14 protein-coding genes, 1 tRNA gene and 1 riboswitch are annotated in these 15,398 nt (G+C 62.0%); of the genes, 9 read left to right on the top strand and 6 right to left on the bottom strand.

Annotation, left to right across the window (positions count from 1 at the left end):
- Positions 1 to 390 precede the first annotated feature (390 nt).
- Positions 391 to 2,094, bottom strand: coding sequence for a M3 family oligoendopeptidase (locus tag B5F28_RS11095; protein WP_087295957.1), 1,704 nt, complete (start codon positions 2,092 to 2,094; stop codon positions 391 to 393).
- Between the two features lie 137 nt (positions 2,095 to 2,231).
- Between B5F28_RS11095 and B5F28_RS11090 the strand changes: the two genes are divergently transcribed.
- Together B5F28_RS11090 and B5F28_RS11085 are read left to right on the top strand one after the other, a co-directional pair.
- Positions 2,232 to 3,164, top strand: a complete 933-nt coding sequence (locus B5F28_RS11090; RefSeq protein ID WP_087295956.1) for a DMT family transporter — start codon at positions 2,232 to 2,234, stop codon at positions 3,162 to 3,164.
- A 57-nt stretch (positions 3,165 to 3,221) separates the two neighbouring features.
- Positions 3,222 to 3,323, top strand: a riboswitch (THF riboswitch).
- A gap of 116 nt (positions 3,324 to 3,439) precedes the next feature.
- Positions 3,440 to 4,012 carry a folate family ECF transporter S component gene (locus B5F28_RS11085; RefSeq protein ID WP_087182675.1) on the top strand — a complete coding sequence of 191 codons (573 nt, stop codon included), beginning with the start codon at positions 3,440 to 3,442 and terminating at the stop codon, positions 4,010 to 4,012.
- Between the two features lie 118 nt (positions 4,013 to 4,130).
- On the opposite strand, the gene B5F28_RS11080 is transcribed toward B5F28_RS11085, so the two are convergent.
- Positions 4,131 to 4,460 carry a hypothetical protein gene (locus B5F28_RS11080; RefSeq protein WP_087295955.1) on the bottom strand — a complete coding sequence of 110 codons (330 nt, stop codon included), beginning with the start codon at positions 4,458 to 4,460 and terminating at the stop codon, positions 4,131 to 4,133.
- 190 nt (positions 4,461 to 4,650) lie between these two features.
- Here B5F28_RS11080 and B5F28_RS11075 point away from each other — a divergent pair, with 190 nt between their 5' ends.
- Positions 4,651 to 5,241, top strand: a complete 591-nt coding sequence (locus B5F28_RS11075) for a nucleotidyltransferase family protein (protein ID WP_087295954.1) — start codon at positions 4,651 to 4,653, stop codon at positions 5,239 to 5,241.
- A gap of 22 nt (positions 5,242 to 5,263) precedes the next feature.
- Positions 5,264 to 5,977 carry a LytR/AlgR family response regulator transcription factor gene (locus B5F28_RS11070; protein ID WP_158097584.1) on the top strand — a complete coding sequence of 238 codons (714 nt, stop codon included), beginning with the start codon at positions 5,264 to 5,266 and terminating at the stop codon, positions 5,975 to 5,977.
- Between the two features lie 231 nt (positions 5,978 to 6,208).
- Here B5F28_RS11070 and yqeB read toward each other — a convergent pair whose 3' ends face one another.
- Positions 6,209 to 7,003, bottom strand: a complete 795-nt coding sequence (yqeB, locus tag B5F28_RS11065) for a selenium-dependent molybdenum cofactor biosynthesis protein YqeB (RefSeq protein WP_087295952.1) — start codon at positions 7,001 to 7,003, stop codon at positions 6,209 to 6,211.
- A complete protein-coding gene (gene yqeC / locus B5F28_RS11060) occupies positions 6,997 to 7,731 on the bottom strand; it encodes a selenium cofactor biosynthesis protein YqeC (RefSeq protein WP_158097583.1) in 735 nt (244 codons plus the stop codon). The genes yqeB and yqeC overlap by 7 nt, the downstream gene beginning before the upstream one ends.
- A 163-nt stretch (positions 7,732 to 7,894) precedes the next feature.
- Between yqeC and B5F28_RS11055 the strand changes: the two genes are divergently transcribed.
- From B5F28_RS11055 to B5F28_RS11045, 3 genes are read left to right on the top strand one after another with little or no spacing between them, the layout of a single operon-like run.
- Positions 7,895 to 8,659: a threonine/serine exporter family protein gene (locus B5F28_RS11055; protein WP_087295950.1), complete on the top strand. Its 765-nt coding sequence runs from the start codon at positions 7,895 to 7,897 to the stop codon at positions 8,657 to 8,659.
- Positions 8,660 to 8,661: 2 nt separating this feature from the next.
- Complete coding sequence (locus B5F28_RS11050; RefSeq protein ID WP_087295949.1) at positions 8,662 to 9,108, top strand: threonine/serine exporter family protein; 447 nt, start codon at positions 8,662 to 8,664, stop codon at positions 9,106 to 9,108.
- 21 nt (positions 9,109 to 9,129) lie between these two features.
- Entirely contained in the window at positions 9,130 to 10,524 is a 1,395-nt protein-coding gene (locus B5F28_RS11045; protein ID WP_087295948.1) for an ATP-binding protein, read from the top strand.
- 55 nt (positions 10,525 to 10,579) lie between these two features.
- Here B5F28_RS11045 and B5F28_RS11040 read toward each other — a convergent pair whose 3' ends face one another.
- The gene (locus B5F28_RS11040; protein WP_087295947.1) at positions 10,580 to 11,464 is read right to left on the bottom strand and encodes a LysR family transcriptional regulator; all 885 of its coding nucleotides are present in this window, start codon (positions 11,462 to 11,464) and stop codon (positions 10,580 to 10,582) included.
- A gap of 243 nt (positions 11,465 to 11,707) precedes the next feature.
- On the opposite strand from B5F28_RS11040, the gene B5F28_RS11035 reads away from it, so the two are divergent.
- Positions 11,708 to 13,348, top strand: a complete 1,641-nt coding sequence (locus tag B5F28_RS11035) for an ABC transporter ATP-binding protein (protein ID WP_247643472.1) — start codon at positions 11,708 to 11,710, stop codon at positions 13,346 to 13,348.
- Between the two features lie 97 nt (positions 13,349 to 13,445).
- Here B5F28_RS11035 and B5F28_RS11030 read toward each other — a convergent pair.
- Positions 13,446 to 13,522: transfer RNA gene (locus tag B5F28_RS11030), tRNA-Val, on the bottom strand.
- A gap of 216 nt (positions 13,523 to 13,738) precedes the next feature.
- Between B5F28_RS11030 and B5F28_RS11025 the strand changes: the two genes are divergently transcribed.
- A complete protein-coding gene (locus B5F28_RS11025; RefSeq protein WP_087295945.1) occupies positions 13,739 to 15,220 on the top strand; it encodes a DUF1846 domain-containing protein in 1,482 nt (493 codons plus the stop codon).
- Positions 15,221 to 15,398: the final 178 nt, after the last annotated feature.

Below are 15,398 nucleotides of genomic sequence, written 5' to 3'. Positions count from 1 at the left end.
GTGATTTTCCATCACGATAAGGTTCCGTTCAAGCTTCGATATTGTTCAATTTTCAAGGTCCTGTGCCGCTCTCCCTCACGGGACAGCTTGTTTATTATATCTCATCAAGTTCTTGTTGTCAATCACTTTTTTGAAATATTTTTTCAAGCTCTTTCGAGCGGCTTGCCGTCGTTGACGGCTCAGTTATAATACCACAGCCTGCAACCAGAAGTCAACACCTTTTTTCAAATTTCTTTGAAAAAAGTCATATTTTTCTTTCAGAGCCAAAAATCCCATTTTCCCCTATATATTGTATATATATGAACCTGTTTTTCCCTGTGCAATCTGTTTTGCACAAAAAAAGCCCGGAGGCAACACTGCCTCCGGGCTTTTGAAAAGTTATTTCAGCAATCAGAGCTTCTTGTTCTGTTCCTTCACCCAGTCAAACACCTGCTGTGCCACCGGGGCGATCGCCCCCTGCTCAAAGGGAACTGTGAAACCTGCAGCTTTGACCAGGCCCGCATAGGTGTCACCGCCGCCCTTCTTCACCAGAGCTACATATCGCTGCCAGGCATTCTTCGGATCGTTCAGGTGCGCAGCAAAGAACTGCAGCGATACAATCTGTGCCAGGCAGTAGTCGATGTAGTAGAAGGGGTACTGATAAACATGCAGCTGCCGCTGCCAGCCCGCACCCCGGCCATAGAAGGGCAGACCGTCAAAGTCGTTCCAGGGGCGGTACTTGCGCTCCAGCTCCAGCCAGATGCCGTTACGCTCATCCGGGGTCAGATGGGGCTGGCTGTAGACGATGTGCTGGAATTCGTCCACCATACAGCCGTAGGGCAGGAAGGTGAGGGCCTCCTGCGCGTGAGCCAGCGCGTACTTGGCAGTGTCCTTGCCGAAGAACAGGTGATGCCAGGGGCTGGTGAGGAATTCCATGGACATGCTGTGGATCTCGCAGCTCTCCAGACCGGGGTTGGCCAGCTCCTGGCACATGCCCTGGCCGGCCGCCACCCATGCCTGGAAGGCGTGGCCTGCCTCATGGGTGAGCACATCCACGTCGCCGGAGGTGCCGTTGAAGTTGGAGAACACAAAGGGTGCGCCGTAGCCGGGGATGGTCTCGCAGTAACCGCCGGGGGCCTTGCCGGGGCGGCTCTCCAGATCAAACAGCTGGCTCTCGGTCATAAAGTCGATGAAGCGGGCAGTCTCGGGGCTCAGCTCCCGGTACATCTGCACCGCCTTGGCCAACAGCTCGGGCGCAGTGCCCTGAGGAACGGGGTTTCCATCCTTGAAGCTGACGGTGGTATCATAGAATTTTGCATCCGGCAGACCAATACGGGCGAACTGCTCCTTCATGGCCTCGTGGGCCAGAGGAGTCACGCTCTGGGCCACCTGATCCCGGAAGCTCTTCACATCCGCCTGGTTGTAGCCCAGCCGGCCCATCCGCAGGTAGGACAGAGGCACATAGCTCTCGTAGCCCAGCTTGCGGGCCTGGGCATTGCGGTTCTCGATCATTTTGGTGTAGATCTCGTCCAGCTCTTCCCGGTTGTCATCAAAGAAGCGGCCATCCGCCTCAAAGGCCGCCTTGCGCACCGCCCGGTCCAGGCTCTGCTTGTAGGGGCCCATCTCGGGCAGGGTTAGGCTCTTGCCGTCGAACTGCACCTGACCACCCGCATACAGTTTCTGGTAGCGGCTGGCCAGAGCGTTCTCCTGCTGCATCAGCTCCAGCACTTCCTCGCTGGCGCTGGCGGCAGCAACCTCCATCTTCTGCAGCAGGATCTCGCCGTACTCCGCCGCAAGGCCTTCCTTGTGGGGGCTGGCCAGCAGTGCCCGGTACAGCGCCAGCTGAGCGTTGCCCACACCGGGAGTCTCCCGGTCAAAGAAGTCATTTTCCGCATCATAGAATTCATCCCGGGTGTCCAGCGTGTGGCGGATCTGCGCCAGGCGCGCCGCCGTGCTGAATTCATCGTCCAGCTTGGTGTGCTCTTTAAAGATGTCCGCCAGTTCCCGGCCGCTTTCTGCTTTTTCGGCCCGGGCGGTGAGCTGCCGGTAGGCCTCGGTCACCCGCTGCACATCCGGACGGGTATATTCCATCTCGCTGAATTTGCAAACTGCCATAGTCTTATTCCTTTCCGGCCTTTTTGCAAAGGCCCGCCGCAGCTGCCCCGGCAGGGGGCAGACGGCTTTACTTTTTCCTGATAACATTTTATACTTTTCCAGTGGATATTTCAAACCCTGAAAGGTGTATTGTATTTATGAAAGAGTCTTCGTTCCTTTCCCGTCCCGCAGTGGCTGCCGCGCTGGCCCTGATCCCCTGCTTTCTGTGGGGCAGCGCCGCCCCCTGCATCAAGATCGGCTGCCAGCTGTTCCAGCTTGCCTCCAACGATATCCCCGGCCAGCTGGTGTTCGCCGGAATTCGTTTTACCATCGCCGGGCTGATGGTCATTGTTTTTGCCAGCATTCGTGGCCGCCGTCTGGCGGCCCCCAGCAAAGCCACTCTGCCCATGGTACTCAAGCTGGGCTGCGTGCAGACCATTCTGCAATATGTGTTTTATTACGCCGGTGTGGCCAACACCAGCGGGGTGAACGCAGCCATCATCACCGCCACCAACACCTTTTTCTGCATTTTACTGGCCACACTGGTGTTCCGCTATGAGGCTCTCACCGCCCAAAAGCTGATCGGCTGTGCCGTGGGCTTTGTCGGGGTGGCGCTCATCAATCTGAGCAGCTCCTCCGGCGGACAGGGAGGCCTGCTGGGCGACGGCCTGGTGCTCATCGCCGCCATTGCCTACGCCTTTTCCAGCGTGCTGGTGAAGCGCTACTCCCAAAGTGAGGACACCTTCGTGCTCTGCGGCTGGCAGTTTCTGTTCGGCGGTGTGGTCATGACCCTGCTGGGCCTCGTGCTGGGCGGGCGGCTGGCCGCCCCCACCCCGGCTTCGGCAGCGCTGCTGGTCTACATGGGCTTTCTGTCCGCAGTGGCCTACTCCCTGTGGTCGGTGCTGCTGGCCCATAACCCGGTGGCCCGGATCTCGGTGTTCGGCTTTATGAACCCGGTGTTCGGCGTGCTGCTCAGCGCCCTGCTGCTGGGCGAGGGCGCTGCAGCCTTCCGCCCCCAGGGGCTGGCGGCGCTGGCGTTGATCTGCGCAGGCATCCTGGTGGTAAACAAGGCCGCAAGCCAGAAAGACTGACTTTAAAATTGGTTTTCGGGGCTTGTTTTCTCTTTGCGGCGGGTCTATAATGGAGCGTGCAGAGTAAAAGCCTGTGCGTCAAGTGCCAGCCCGACGGGGAGTTGCGGGCCGGACGAAGAAGCACTCCGCTTCGCGGTACAGGCTTTGCATCCCGCTGCTGCATAAACGAAGCGTGTGCAGGCAAATGCGGGGCGCAGTGCCCTTGCCGCGCTGTGTCCTTTTTTGTATTCTCACCTCCTTTTGTGCGGCATTCGCATCAAAAGGAGGTTTTTTTCATGTCCAAAATCAAACAGCTCTTTCAGGATTCCGCCGCCCGGTTCCACCAGCCCCGTACCCTGGCGGTGGTGGCACTGCTCATCGCGCTGAACATCACGCTGGATGCCCTGAACATCCGGCTGCAGCTCACCCCTCAGCTGCGCATTGGTTTCGGCTTTCTGACCAGCGCCATGGCCGGCATGCTGTTCGGCCCCGCGGTGGCCATGACCGCCGGAGCCGCCAGCGATTTTCTGGGCTGGGTGGTGAACAACGGCGGCGGTGCTTATTTCCCCGGCTTCACCCTTACCGCCATTCTTGCCGGAATGATCTGGGGTCTGGCCCTCTACCGCCAGCCCCTGCGCTGGTACCGGGTGCTGGCCGCCAAGCTGAGCATCAACATTCTGCTGAATATCTTCTTGAACAGCTTCTGGCTCTATCTGTATTATGGCCAGAATTTTCAGCTGGCCACCCTGCCGCTGCGCATCGGCAAAAATCTGGTACTGCTGCCGGTGGAGATCCTGCTCACCCTGTTTGTGGGCCGTGTGGTGCTGCGGGTGGAGCAGCAGAGCGTTTACAACCGGGGCAGACAGTAACACTCCGCACAAAAGAAAAGAAGGAGCTCTCCCCGGGCTGAACTGCACCCCATTTGTTAGACAGTATGATATACTGAATAACAAATGGGGTGCAGTTCACGGGGACACTCCCTGTTTTTTATTGTTCTTCGCCGCTCTCCTCTTTGGGCGGGGTGTAGGGCTCGGTGGTGAAAAAGCCCAGCTTGCTCTCGATCTCCTCCCGGCTGTGGCTGTCGAATTCCTCCTTCAGCCAGGCGATGGCCTGGGCCACCCCCTCCTCGCCGAAGGCAAAGCGCCGCTCCTTCACATCCTTCGTCTTCTCCAAACACCACACACCCATCCAGCACCAGGCGGCCAGCTCGTTGCCGTCGCGCAGGACCTTATAGTTGAACTGGCCCGCATTGCCGGACACCGGATTCTTGTTCTTGTACCACTGCATGGGGTAGTTGGGATAGTTGAAATGGATCATCTTCGCATCTCCTTTTCGGGCCCGGCGCACGGGTATTTTCATTATTATAGGTCTTTTCTGCAAAAAATGCCACCAATCCGGCAGGTTTTGCTGCCTGCTCTTGCACCCCTGACCTAATTATATTACAATAAAAGCCAAAAACAGTAACGTTTGTCATTGTTTCTTATCCGTCAAGAGAGGGGTGTGCACCATGAAGATCGGCTGCCTGATCCTGGCCAGCGGTCAGGGCAAACGCTTTGGCTCCAACAAGCTGCTGGCGGACCTGTGCGGACGGCCGCTGCTGGCGCATGCTCTGAACAGTCTGCCTCCCGGCGTGTTTGCCAAGGTTCTGGTGGTTACCCGCTGGCCCCAGGTGGCACAGCTGTGCGCGGCGCAGGGCGTCGCCTGCCTGCTGCACGACCGGGAGGACCGCAGCGATGTGATCCGCCTGGGCATCCGATATATGGAAGGCATGGACGGCTGCCTGGTCTGCCAGGGCGACCAGCCCCTGTGCCGCCCGGCCAGCCTGGCCGCACTGGCACAGGCCTTTGAGCGCCAGCCGGGGTGCATCCATCGCCTTGCCTGGCAGGGGGTGGGCGCAAGCCCTGTGCTGTTCGGCGCGGCTTATTTTGCCGCACTGGCCAGCCTTCCCCCGAAAACCGGCGGCAGCGCCGTTTTGAAACGTTTCCCACAGCAGGTCCGGCTCACCGAAGCCCAGTGCGCCTGCGAGCTGTGGGATGCCGATACCCCCCAGGCCCTGGAGCGCATCGCCCGGGCCCTGCAGCCCCCCTTATCTCCATGATCCCCAAAGGAGTGTCCCCCTCATGCTGTTTGCCATCTGCGACACGCAGCCTGCCGATGCACGGCGTCTTTCCGACCTGCTCGATCACTATCTGGAGCAGAACGATCTTCACTGCCGGGTGGAGCATTTCAGCCAGCCGGAGCTGCTGCTGGAATTCTGCCGCAATCACCCCTGTACCGCCGTGTTTTTGCAGGTGACCACCGCCGGATGCCCCAATCTGGAGATTGCCGGCCGCCTGCGTGCGCTTTGCCCTGAAACACCGGTGATCCTGACCTCGGATTCCCTGGACTGCGCACCGGATGGTTACCGGGTGCGGGCCTTCGCCTATCTGCTCAAGACCCGCCTGCCGGAAAGCTTCACCGCCTGCATGGACAGCCTGTGGGAGCTGCTGTTCTCTGCCGCCAACACCCTGTGCCTGCGGGCAGACCGGGAGGATGTGTTCCTGCCGCTGGAGCAGATCCGCTATTTTGAAGCCTCCGGGCACATGGTCACCGCCCACTTTTCCGCCTCGGCACTCTGGAGCACCCGGACATTCCGGGTGTCCATTCAGGAGATCGCCGACCGGCTGGAGGGGCGGGACTTTCTGCGGGTGCAGCGCAGCTTCGTGGTGAACCTGCGCTACGTGGACCGCTTCTCCAACTATATAGTCATCCTGAAAAGCGGTCAGCGCATTCCGGTTAGCGTCAAGCGTTTCTCCCAGCTGCGTCAGGAGTTTCTAAACTGGCAGAACCGCTGAGCCGCACCTGGCTTTTCGGCCAGGAAAACCCGCGTTTTGTGTCGCATCGCATTGATTCTGTGCATTTTCGGTTCTCTATTTCGTAAAATGCGTTATAATAATGGTACGCAGTTCCGGTTTGGGCAGAGCTGCGGGAATTGCACGATCTCTTCGGAGTCGGTCAAGGGAACACAGGCCGCCGCATACCTGCTATGGGTACGCGGCGGCCTGTGTTTTTGTCGTTTTTTGGTTTTATTGCATCCGGCTGCCGTAGCGGCGCAGCACCGCCTCCAGCACGCCGCCCGCCACCGCCCGGGCCTTGTCCGAGATGGTGGTGTAGTCAGCTTCCCGGCCACGGGGGTCCACGTCGCCGCACTTGAAGCCCGGCGTGACCTGGATGCCCTCATGCAGCATGCCACGGATCATGCCGGGGATCTGCACCTTCAGCTCCTCCCCGTCCACCCGGGCCACCGTCTGCCCGGCCTGGACCAGATCACCGATGGCACACAGCGGCTCGAACTGGCCGCTGACGGTGCTGCGGATGATCCGCTCGCCGGTGTAGCCCATGATGTTGCCAGGCAGGCCGGAATTGGGGGCGGCGGGGCCCTCCTCGATCACCCGGCCCAGCCGATGACCGCGCTTTGTTTCCACCACATAATGGCAGTCCTGCCCGGCGCAAAAGCCGGGGCCCACCCCAATCACCAGCGGCGCGTCGGTGATGGCGGTGCCCAGATTTTTCTTGGCCAACACCGCGTCCACCACTGCGGCGGGCTGCAGGGCCTTGATGCACGCGCCCTCCGGGTCCGGGATCACCGCCACGCAGCGCTTTGCCAGCGCCGCCCGGGCCGCTTTCAGGTCCGGGCAGGCCAGGGCGGTGACGCCCTCCACGGTGTACTCGCCCTCCTCCAGCGCGGTGGAGAAGGCCACCGTGCGGCGGATGCAGGTGGGCTGGGGCAGGTCGGTCATAACCACGTCAAACCCGCACTGCCACAGCCGCCAGCCGATGCCGGTGGCAATGTCTCCGGCGCCTCGAATCACAATCAACATATCGATTCCTCTTTCCATTCCTTTTTCTTTAAAGCGGCGCTCACCACGCGGGCGCTGCTTGTTTCTTTTACAGCCCGCACCACCCGGCGCAGGTCCGCCGGGTCACATGCATCGCTCTGGTTCAGCAGGATCACAAACCGCCGCCCCTCGCTGCCCTTGGCCAGGCCCCAGGGCTCGGCCGCCAGCCGGGCCAGCTGCTCCGGCGTAAGGGGGCTGTCCGGCTGTGTTTCCAGCCGCCGGACGGCCAGCTCGGCCCGAAAGCACACCTCCTCCAAAGGTCTGCCCAGGCTGGAAAGCCCCAGCACCGCCACCACCAGCCCGGTTTTTGCGGGCAGGGCGGGCTCATGCTCCCCGGGGGTCTTGCAGGGCAGGCGGCGGGAGCCGTCCGCCTCGGCCAGCACATAGTCCGCCAGCGTCAAAAAGTTATCCACCTGCTTGTCGCTCACCCCGGTCAGCTTGCCCCGCGCATCCATTGGCCCGGCGGTCACCGCCAGCCCGGTGCGCTCCAGCGCCGCCGCAATGCCTGCCGTATCCTCCGGCGAAAACACCGGGCCATAGCGCTGCTCCTCCGGCAGGAACATGTGGGTGGTGGTGGTCACGATCACCTTTTTGCCCGCTTTGGCCAGCTCTTCGGCCAGAGTCAGCATGGCGGTGGTCTTGCCGCCCGCCCCCACCAGTGCGGTCACCCCGGGGCGCACCCCCAGAAAGCTGCTCAACGTCTCGTTCATCGCCTGCTCCTTTCCCCATTTTCCGGCATCCGTTATGTAACTTTCAGTATAACGAAAACCCGCCGCCTGTGCAAGGGGCCCGCCGCCGGGTTTTGCTTGTAACCGGTCCCAAACCGCCGTATAATAAAAGGGCAAAATTCCGGCCGCAAAAGGAGGACCTGCCATGGAGGACCGCGACCTTATTTTTGAGACCGTATCGCTCGCGGGCGAGATTCTGCTGGCCTCCGGGGCCGAGATCTCCCGGGTAAGCGATACCATGGAGCGCATTGCCCGAGCCTACGGCAACCCCGGGCTGGATACCTTTATTTTAAGCAACGGCGTGCTGCTGTCCACCGGGGGCGGGCCCCGCAGCTACCGGGCCCGGGTGCGCCACATTCCCCTGGGCGGCGGTCGGCTGGACCGGATCGACGCGGTGAACCAGCTCTCCCGCGAGATCGAGCTGGGTCTGCACACCCCCGCCGAAGCCCATGAGCGGCTTGTGGCCATCCGGGCCATGCCCTCCAAGCCCCGCTGGCAGCAGGTGCTGGCCTCGGGAATCGGCAGCGGGGCCTTTGGCTATCTGTTCGGCGGCACCGGCCGGGACGCGGCCGCCGCCTTTCTGTGCGGGCTCGTTTTGTATCTTTACTTTTTGTATCTGGTGCGGGGCCGTCTTTCCAAGATCGCCATGAACATCAGCGGCGGGGCGCTGGTCACCCTGTGCGCGCTGCTCCTGACTCATCTGGGGCTGGGCAGCAATCTGGAGATGGTCACCGCCGGTGCGGTGGTGCCGCTTCTGCCCGGCGTGGCCTTCACCAACGGCATCCGGGACATTGCCGACGAGGACTATATTTCCGGCAGCGTGCGCCTGCTGGACGCGGTGCTGGTGGTGGCCTGCCTTGCCCTGGGCGTGGGCGCGGTGATGGCCGCCTATGCCGCATGGGGGGTGTGAGCATGCAGCGTTTTCTTTGCGAGGTACTGGCGGCGGGCATCGGAACCGCGGCCTTCGCCCTGATCTTTCACGTGCCCAGCCGGTATTACCTGCGCTGCGGCATCACCGGCTCGGCAGGCTGGCTGGTCTACCTGCTGTTCAAGCCCTTCTGGGGGGTGCTGCCCGCCATCTTTCTGGCCACCTTTGCGGTGCTGTGCATCTCCCGGTTTTCGGCGGTGCAGATGCGCTGCCCGGCCACCATCTTTCTGATCTCCGGCATCTTCCCGCTGGTGCCCGGTCTGGGCATCTACCAGACCGCCTACGCCATGGTGAACAACGCCACCGCCGAGGCCGGCCAGATCGGCTTTACCACCCTGAAAACCGCTATCGCCATGGTGCTGGCCATCCTGCTGGGGCTGGAGCTGCCGGGCAGCTGGTTCCGCCGCCTGGCCGCCCCCTGGACCAAGTGACCCTTTGTTGAGGTACCGTCTATGATCGACCTTGCCCACCTGGAAAAATACCGGGAGAACAACCGCCTGGAGGCGAAGCGCGCCCAGGGCGGGCTGCCCCGCAGCATCTGGGAAACCTACTCCGCCTTTGCCAACTCCTTCGGCGGGCTGATCCTGCTGGGCGTGATCGAAACCAAAAACAAAACCCTCGCCTCGGTGCCCCTGCCGGACCCGGAGGAACTGGTGCGCCAGTTCTGGCAGATCGTCAACGACCCGGCCCGGGTGAGCGTCAACATTCTGCGTCCCGCCGATGTATGGGTGGACGAGAGCGGCGGCAACCGGATCGTGATCATCCATGTGCCCCGCGCAGGCCGCCACGACCGGCCGGTGTACCTGGGCACCGACCCCTTCTCCGGCGCCTACCGGCGGGGCGGCGAGGGGGACTATCACTGCTCCGCCGAGGAGGTGCGGGCCATGATGCGGGACCAGGCAGACCTGCCCCGGGACCTGACCCCGCTGGAGGGGCTGGACCTGAGCGCTCTCTGCCCCGACGCGGTGACCCGCTACCGGGCCCGGCTGCTGCGCTGCCGCCCCGGCCATGTGTGGGGCGAGCTGAGCGACGCGGGCCTGCTGCTTCGGCTTGGGGTGCTGGCCCGCGCCAGGGACGGAGCCCTCTGCCCCACCGCCGCCGGGCTTTTGCTTCTGGGCGAGGAGTGGGCCATCCGCTCGGTGTGGCCCCATTTCAGCCTTTCCTACCGGGAGCAGCTGCAGCCCGGCCTTGCCTGCTGCCTGCACTCGGACGGCACGAACTGGAACGGCGCACTGTTTGATTTTTATTTTGCGGCGGCTCACCGTATCTGCGCCGACCCCCGCCTGCCCGCTGAGCCGGACCACCCGGTGCAGCTAGCGGTGCGGGAGGCTCTGGCCAACGCCCTGATCCACGCGGACTACCAGGACCGCCGAGGCCTGACCATTGAAAAACGGGGCCACCGGCTTTACATCACCAACCCGGGCTGTTTCCCCATGGAACCGGCCAGCGCCCTGGCCGGCGGCGTGAGCGACGCCCGCAACCCGGGCCTGAGCGAGCTGTTCCGGCTGGTGGGCGTGGGTCGCCGGGCGGGCAGCGGCCTGCCCCAGATCCAGGCGGTGTGGCGGCTGCAGGGCTGGGAGGAGCCCTCCATCCGGGAGGAATTGTGCCCCGGTGCCACCTGCCTGCGCCTGACCTTTGCGCCCCGCCCCGCGCTGCCGCCCCGGCCTGCGGCCAGCGGCAGTCAGGCTCTGCTGGAATACCTCACCGACCAGGTGAGCGCCAGTCCCGCCCAGCTGGCCGGTGCACTGCACCTGACCTCCGGTCAGGTATGCCGGATGCTGGCCCGGCTGGCTGCCATCGGCGCGGTGGAACCCGCCGGCAAGAACACCTGGCAGCTGAAACGCTGAACCAAACAAGCAAAAGGCCCCGGCCGTATCCAAGGGATACGGCCGGGGCCTTTTTTCATTTTTGTCCGTGCTGCAGGCGCATCAGCTCCACAAACCGGCGCAGCACCGGGTTTGCCTTCAGGGTCTTGTAATACATACCGAAGGACAGCGGCTCCACCCCGGCCAGCGGCCGCAGCACCAGCTCCGGGTCCGGGGGTGCCAGCAGCCGGGGCATCACCGCCAGACCGAACCCGGCCTTCACCAGCGTGATCACCGTCTCCGGCGACTCGCCGAAGAACAACTCGCCCGGTGCGCGCTCACCCAGCAGCTGTGCCTGTACCCGGGCAATGCTCCGGGGGGCCTTGCGGGGGTCGCCCAGCACCAGCCGCTGCCCCCGCAGCTGCTCCAGCTCCAGGGCTCCCTCCCCCTCCGGCGCCTGCAGACGGGTGGTCACGCAGACCATGGGGGTTTTCTCCAGCTCGGCATAGATGCCGGGCGCTTTTTTTGCCTCGTTTTCCTGGAAGCTCAGAATCACATCCACGTGCTCCTCCTCCAGAAGCCGGTACAAAAAGTCATAGGGCACCACCTGCAGCCGGGGGTGAAGATTGGGGTAGCTTTGAGCCAGCTGCCGCAGCGGCTCATGCAGGCTGAACAGATGGGTGTAGCCGTGGCAGCCCACCGAAAGCTCACAGAGCTCCCCCGCCGCCGGGTTCTCAAACCGCTTTTTTGCCCGCATGGCAATGGTCATCATGCCGTTGGCATCGTGCAGAAACAGCCGCCCCGCCTCGGTGAGTTCCACACTGCGGGTGGTGCGGCGGAAAAGCTTTGTGTTCAGCTCCTCCTCCAGCGTGCGGATCTGATGGGTCACCGCGGGCTGGGTCACGTTCAGCCGCTGGGCGGCCCGCGCAAAGTTCAGCGTATCGCTCACCGCCAGAAAGCAGGCCAGCTGAAAGGTATTCACCGCGCATTCCTCCCATTTCGATTAATAAATTCTGTTTATCAATAATAACATTTTTTTGAATTCACTTGCAACCGGCCCGGCCCTATAATAGAACCGTTGCAGGCGCTGCCTTTGCGCCCGCAATGTTCCACAAAAACAGATTCCACAAGGAGGAATGACTATGATAAAAACCCTGATGCGGCAGATCGGCCGTACCGGGCGGACTCCCTGCTTGCTCCCCTGTTCACTGCTATGGAGGTGCTGATGGAGGTGCTGATCCCCTTCATCACCGCCGCCATCATCGACAAGGGCATCGAGGCGGGCTCACTGCACGAGGTCTACCGCTACGGCGGCATCATGCTGGTGCTGGCCTTCGTGAGCCTTGCCTGCGGCGTGCTGGCCGGACGTTTTGCAGCCCGGGCCTCGTCCGGCTTTGCCTGCAATTTGCGGGACGGCATGTACGAAAACATCCAGACCTTTTCCTTTTCCAACATCGACAAGTTCTCCACCTCGGGCCTTGTGACCCGCATGACCACCGATGTGACCAACCTGCAGAACGCCTACCAGATGATTCTGCGCATCGCGGTGCGCGCGCCCCTGATGCTCATCTGCTGCATGGCCATGTGCTTTTTCATTAATCTGCGGCTGAGCCTGGTCTTCCTGGCGGCCATTGTGGTGCTGGGCGGCGCGCTGATTCTCATCATGCGGCGCACCATTCCCATCTTCGACCAGGTGTTCCGCCGGTACGATGATCTGAACGCCAGCGTGCAGGAGAACGTGAGCGCCATCCGGGTGGTAAAGGCCTATGTGCGGGAGGAGCACGAGACCGAAAAATTCACTAAGGCCGCGCAGAACCTGTACAACCTGTTCGTAAAGGCCGAGGGCCTGCTGGCTCTGAACAACCCGGTGATGATGCTGATGGTTTACGGCTGCATCATCGCCCTGTCCTGGTTCGGCGCCCACTTCGTTGTGGCGGGCAGCCTGACCACCGGCGAGCTCACCTCCCTGTTCAGCTATGTGATGGGCGTTTTGATGTCGCTGATGATGCTCGCGATGGTCTTCGTCATGGTGACCATGAGCGCCGCCAGCGCCCACCGTATCGCCGAGGTGCTCACCGAGACCCCGGACATCACCAGTCCCGCCAATGCGGTGCAGGAAATCGCCGACGGCAGCATTGATTTTGACCATGTGAACTTCTGCTACAAACACGGCTCCACCGGTGAGGACACCCTGCACGACATCGACCTGCACATCAAAAGCGGCGAGACCATCGGCATCATCGGCGGCACCGGCTGCGGCAAGTCCAGTCTGGTGAACCTGATCAGCCGCCTGTACGACGCCACCGAAGGCTGCGTGAAGGTGGGCGGCCGGGATGTGCGGGAGTACGACACCGAGGCCCTGCGGGACCAGGTGGCCGTTGTGCTGCAGAAGAACGTGCTGTTCAGCGGCAGCATTCTGGATAACCTGCGCTGGGGCAAGGAGGACGCCACCGAGGAGGAATGCCGCCAGGCCTGCATCCAGGCCCAGACGGACGAGTTCATCCAGCGCCTGCCGGACGGCTACAACACCCACATTGAACAGGGCGGCTCCAACGTATCCGGCGGCCAGAAGCAGCGCCTGTGCATCGCCCGGGCCCTTTTGAAAAAGCCCAAGGTGCTGATTCTGGACGACTCCACCAGCGCGGTGGACACCGCCACCGACGCCCGCATCCGCGAAGCCTTTGCCCAGGCCATTCCCGGCACCACCAAGCTGATCATTGCCCAGCGTTTTTCCTCGGTTCAGAACGCCGACCGGATCGTGGTGCTGGACGACGGCCGCATCAGCGATGTGGGCACCCACGACCAGCTGATCGCCCAGAAGGGCCGCTACTACCAGCTGTACACCGGCAACGCCATCGGGGCGTAAGCCGGCTGACAAAAAACGCCCGCGGATTTGGCAAATCCGCGGGCGTTTTCTCTGTCTGAACACAAAAAGAAAACCCACAGGCGAACCTGTGGGTTTTTGGTGGAGAATTAGGGACTCGAACCCCAGACTTCCTGCGTGTGATGCAGGCACTCTAACCAGCTGAGCTAATCCTCCGCGACGAAAATTATTATATCACCCCACCGGGGTAAAGTCAACGGTTTTTCGAAAAAATTTTCGTCATTTTTTTGCCCGCAGGCGGCGGCTTTTTGTTGCATTCATCGCGGGTGCATGGTATCATTTTTTAGTTGAGGACATCCTAAAAACAAGGAACGGTCCGCCGGGTCCCCGGTGGGCATATCAGGCGTTCATGCGATGAGAAGGAGACTATTTATGCAGATCGGATTCGATAACAACCTTTATATTCAAAAGCAGACCGAGAACATTCTCGCCCGGATCGAAAAGTTCCAGGGCAAGCTGTATCTGGAGTTCGGCGGCAAGCTGTTCGACGACTACCACGCCGCCCGGGTGCTGCCCGGCTTTGATGTGAACGGCAAGATCCGTCTGCTGCACGAGCTGCGCGACAAGGCCGAAATCATCTTCTGCATCAGCGCAGGCGACATTGAAAAGACCAAGATGCGCGCCGACCTGGGCATCAGCTATGACATGGAGGTGCTGCGCCTGATCGACGACATCACCGCCATGGACATTGCCGTGAACAGCGTGGTCATCACCCAGTACACCGGCCAGCGCGCCGCCGATGCCTTTGCCAAGAAGCTCACCAGCCGCGGCGTGAAGAACTACATCCACCGCCCCATCGAGGGCTATCCTCTGGCTGTGGACTACATCTGCAGCGACGAGGGCTACGGCTCCAACCCCTATGTGGAAACCACCAAGCCCCTGGTGGTGGTCACCGCTCCCGGCCCCGGCAGCGGCAAGCTGGCCACCTGCCTGAGCCAGGTCTACCACGAGTACAAGCGCGGCGTAATGGCCGGCTATGCCAAGTTCGAGACCTTCCCCATCTGGAACATTCCCCTGAAGCACCCGGTCAACCTGGCCTATGAGGCTGCCACCGCCGACCTGAACGATGTGAACATGATCGACCCCTTCCACCTGGAAGCCTACGGCGAGACCACCGTGAACTACAACCGTGACGTGGAGGCCTTCCCCATCGTGCAGAACATTCTGGCCCGCATCACCGGCGACAAGGAGTTCTACCGCAGCCCCACCGACATGGGCGTGAATATGGCCGGCTACGCCATCTTCGACGACGAAGTGGTGCGCAAGGCCGCCACCGAGGAGATCTTCCGCCGCTACTACACCGCTGCCTGCGATGTGAAGCAGGGCAAGGCCACCGAGGCCAGCCTGCATAAGATCGAGAACATCATGCAGCAGCTGGATGTGAACGCCGAGAACCGGGCCGTGGTTGCCCCCGCTCTGGCCAAGATGCGCCAGACCGAGCAGCCCGCCGCCGCCATTGAGCTGCCGGACGGCCGCATCGTGACCGGCAAGGCCAGCGACCTGATGAGCGCCTGCAGCGCCACCGTGCTGAACAGCCTGAAGGCCCTGGCCGGCATCCAGGATTCCGTGCTGCTGATCCGGCCCGAGGTGCTGGAGCCAATCCTGCGCCTGAAGATCGACTACCTGGGCAGCCGCTCCAGCGTGCTGAAGGTGGACGATGTGCTGGCCGGTCTGGCCGTGAGCGCCGCCACCGAGCCGGTGGCCGCCAAGGCCATGTCTGCCCTGCCCCTGCTGCGGGACTGCGACATGCACTCCACCCAGATGCTCCACTCCGGCGACCAGGGCACCCTGCGCAAGCTGGGCCTGCGCATCACCATGGAGCCCAAGTACCCCGGCAAGGACCTGTTCTTCTGATTTTTATAACCGACGCACAGCGCGCCCCCGGAACCGTCTGGTTCCGGGGGCGCGTTTTCCACACTCTGCCGTATTTTCTGTTGAAAGCCGACGCATTCTCCTTTTTGCCGCAAAACGATTTACAAGCCCCGGCCCGGACCTTATAATGGAAGAGGACTTCCCCGCGCGCGGGCAACTC

Origin of the sequence: Gemmiger sp. An194, assembly GCF_002160145.1 — a bacterium.
GTDB lineage: Bacteria > Bacillota > Clostridia > Oscillospirales > Ruminococcaceae > Allofournierella.
The sequence above is the reverse complement of the archived record's forward strand: the minus strand, read 5'-3'. Positions and strand labels throughout refer to the sequence as shown.

What these genes read in the sequence shown, in the direction of transcription:
- B5F28_RS11045 (WP_087295948.1), top strand. Translation starts at nt 9,130, where the DNA reads ATGATCGACCTTGCCCACCTGGAAAAATACCGGGAGAACAACCGCCTG.
- B5F28_RS11025 (WP_087295945.1), top strand. Translation starts at nt 13,739, where the DNA reads ATGCAGATCGGATTCGATAACAACCTTTATATTCAAAAGCAGACCGAG.
- B5F28_RS11080 (WP_087295955.1), bottom strand. Translation starts at nt 4,460, where the DNA reads ATGATCCATTTCAACTATCCCAACTACCCCATGCAGTGGTACAAGAAC.
- B5F28_RS11085 (WP_087182675.1), top strand. Translation starts at nt 3,440, where the DNA reads ATGTCCAAAATCAAACAGCTCTTTCAGGATTCCGCCGCCCGGTTCCAC.
- yqeB (WP_087295952.1), bottom strand. Translation starts at nt 7,003, where the DNA reads ATGTTGATTGTGATTCGAGGCGCCGGAGACATTGCCACCGGCATCGGC.
- B5F28_RS11070 (WP_158097584.1), top strand. Translation starts at nt 5,264, where the DNA reads ATGCTGTTTGCCATCTGCGACACGCAGCCTGCCGATGCACGGCGTCTT.
- B5F28_RS11050 (WP_087295949.1), top strand. Translation starts at nt 8,662, where the DNA reads ATGCAGCGTTTTCTTTGCGAGGTACTGGCGGCGGGCATCGGAACCGCG.
- B5F28_RS11095 (WP_087295957.1), bottom strand. Translation starts at nt 2,094, where the DNA reads ATGGCAGTTTGCAAATTCAGCGAGATGGAATATACCCGTCCGGATGTG.
- B5F28_RS11090 (WP_087295956.1), top strand. Translation starts at nt 2,232, where the DNA reads ATGAAAGAGTCTTCGTTCCTTTCCCGTCCCGCAGTGGCTGCCGCGCTG.
- B5F28_RS11055 (WP_087295950.1), top strand. Translation starts at nt 7,895, where the DNA reads ATGGAGGACCGCGACCTTATTTTTGAGACCGTATCGCTCGCGGGCGAG.
- B5F28_RS11035 (WP_247643472.1), top strand. Translation starts at nt 11,708, where the DNA reads ATGGAGGTGCTGATCCCCTTCATCACCGCCGCCATCATCGACAAGGGC.
- yqeC (WP_158097583.1), bottom strand. Translation starts at nt 7,731, where the DNA reads ATGAACGAGACGTTGAGCAGCTTTCTGGGGGTGCGCCCCGGGGTGACC.
- B5F28_RS11075 (WP_087295954.1), top strand. Translation starts at nt 4,651, where the DNA reads ATGAAGATCGGCTGCCTGATCCTGGCCAGCGGTCAGGGCAAACGCTTT.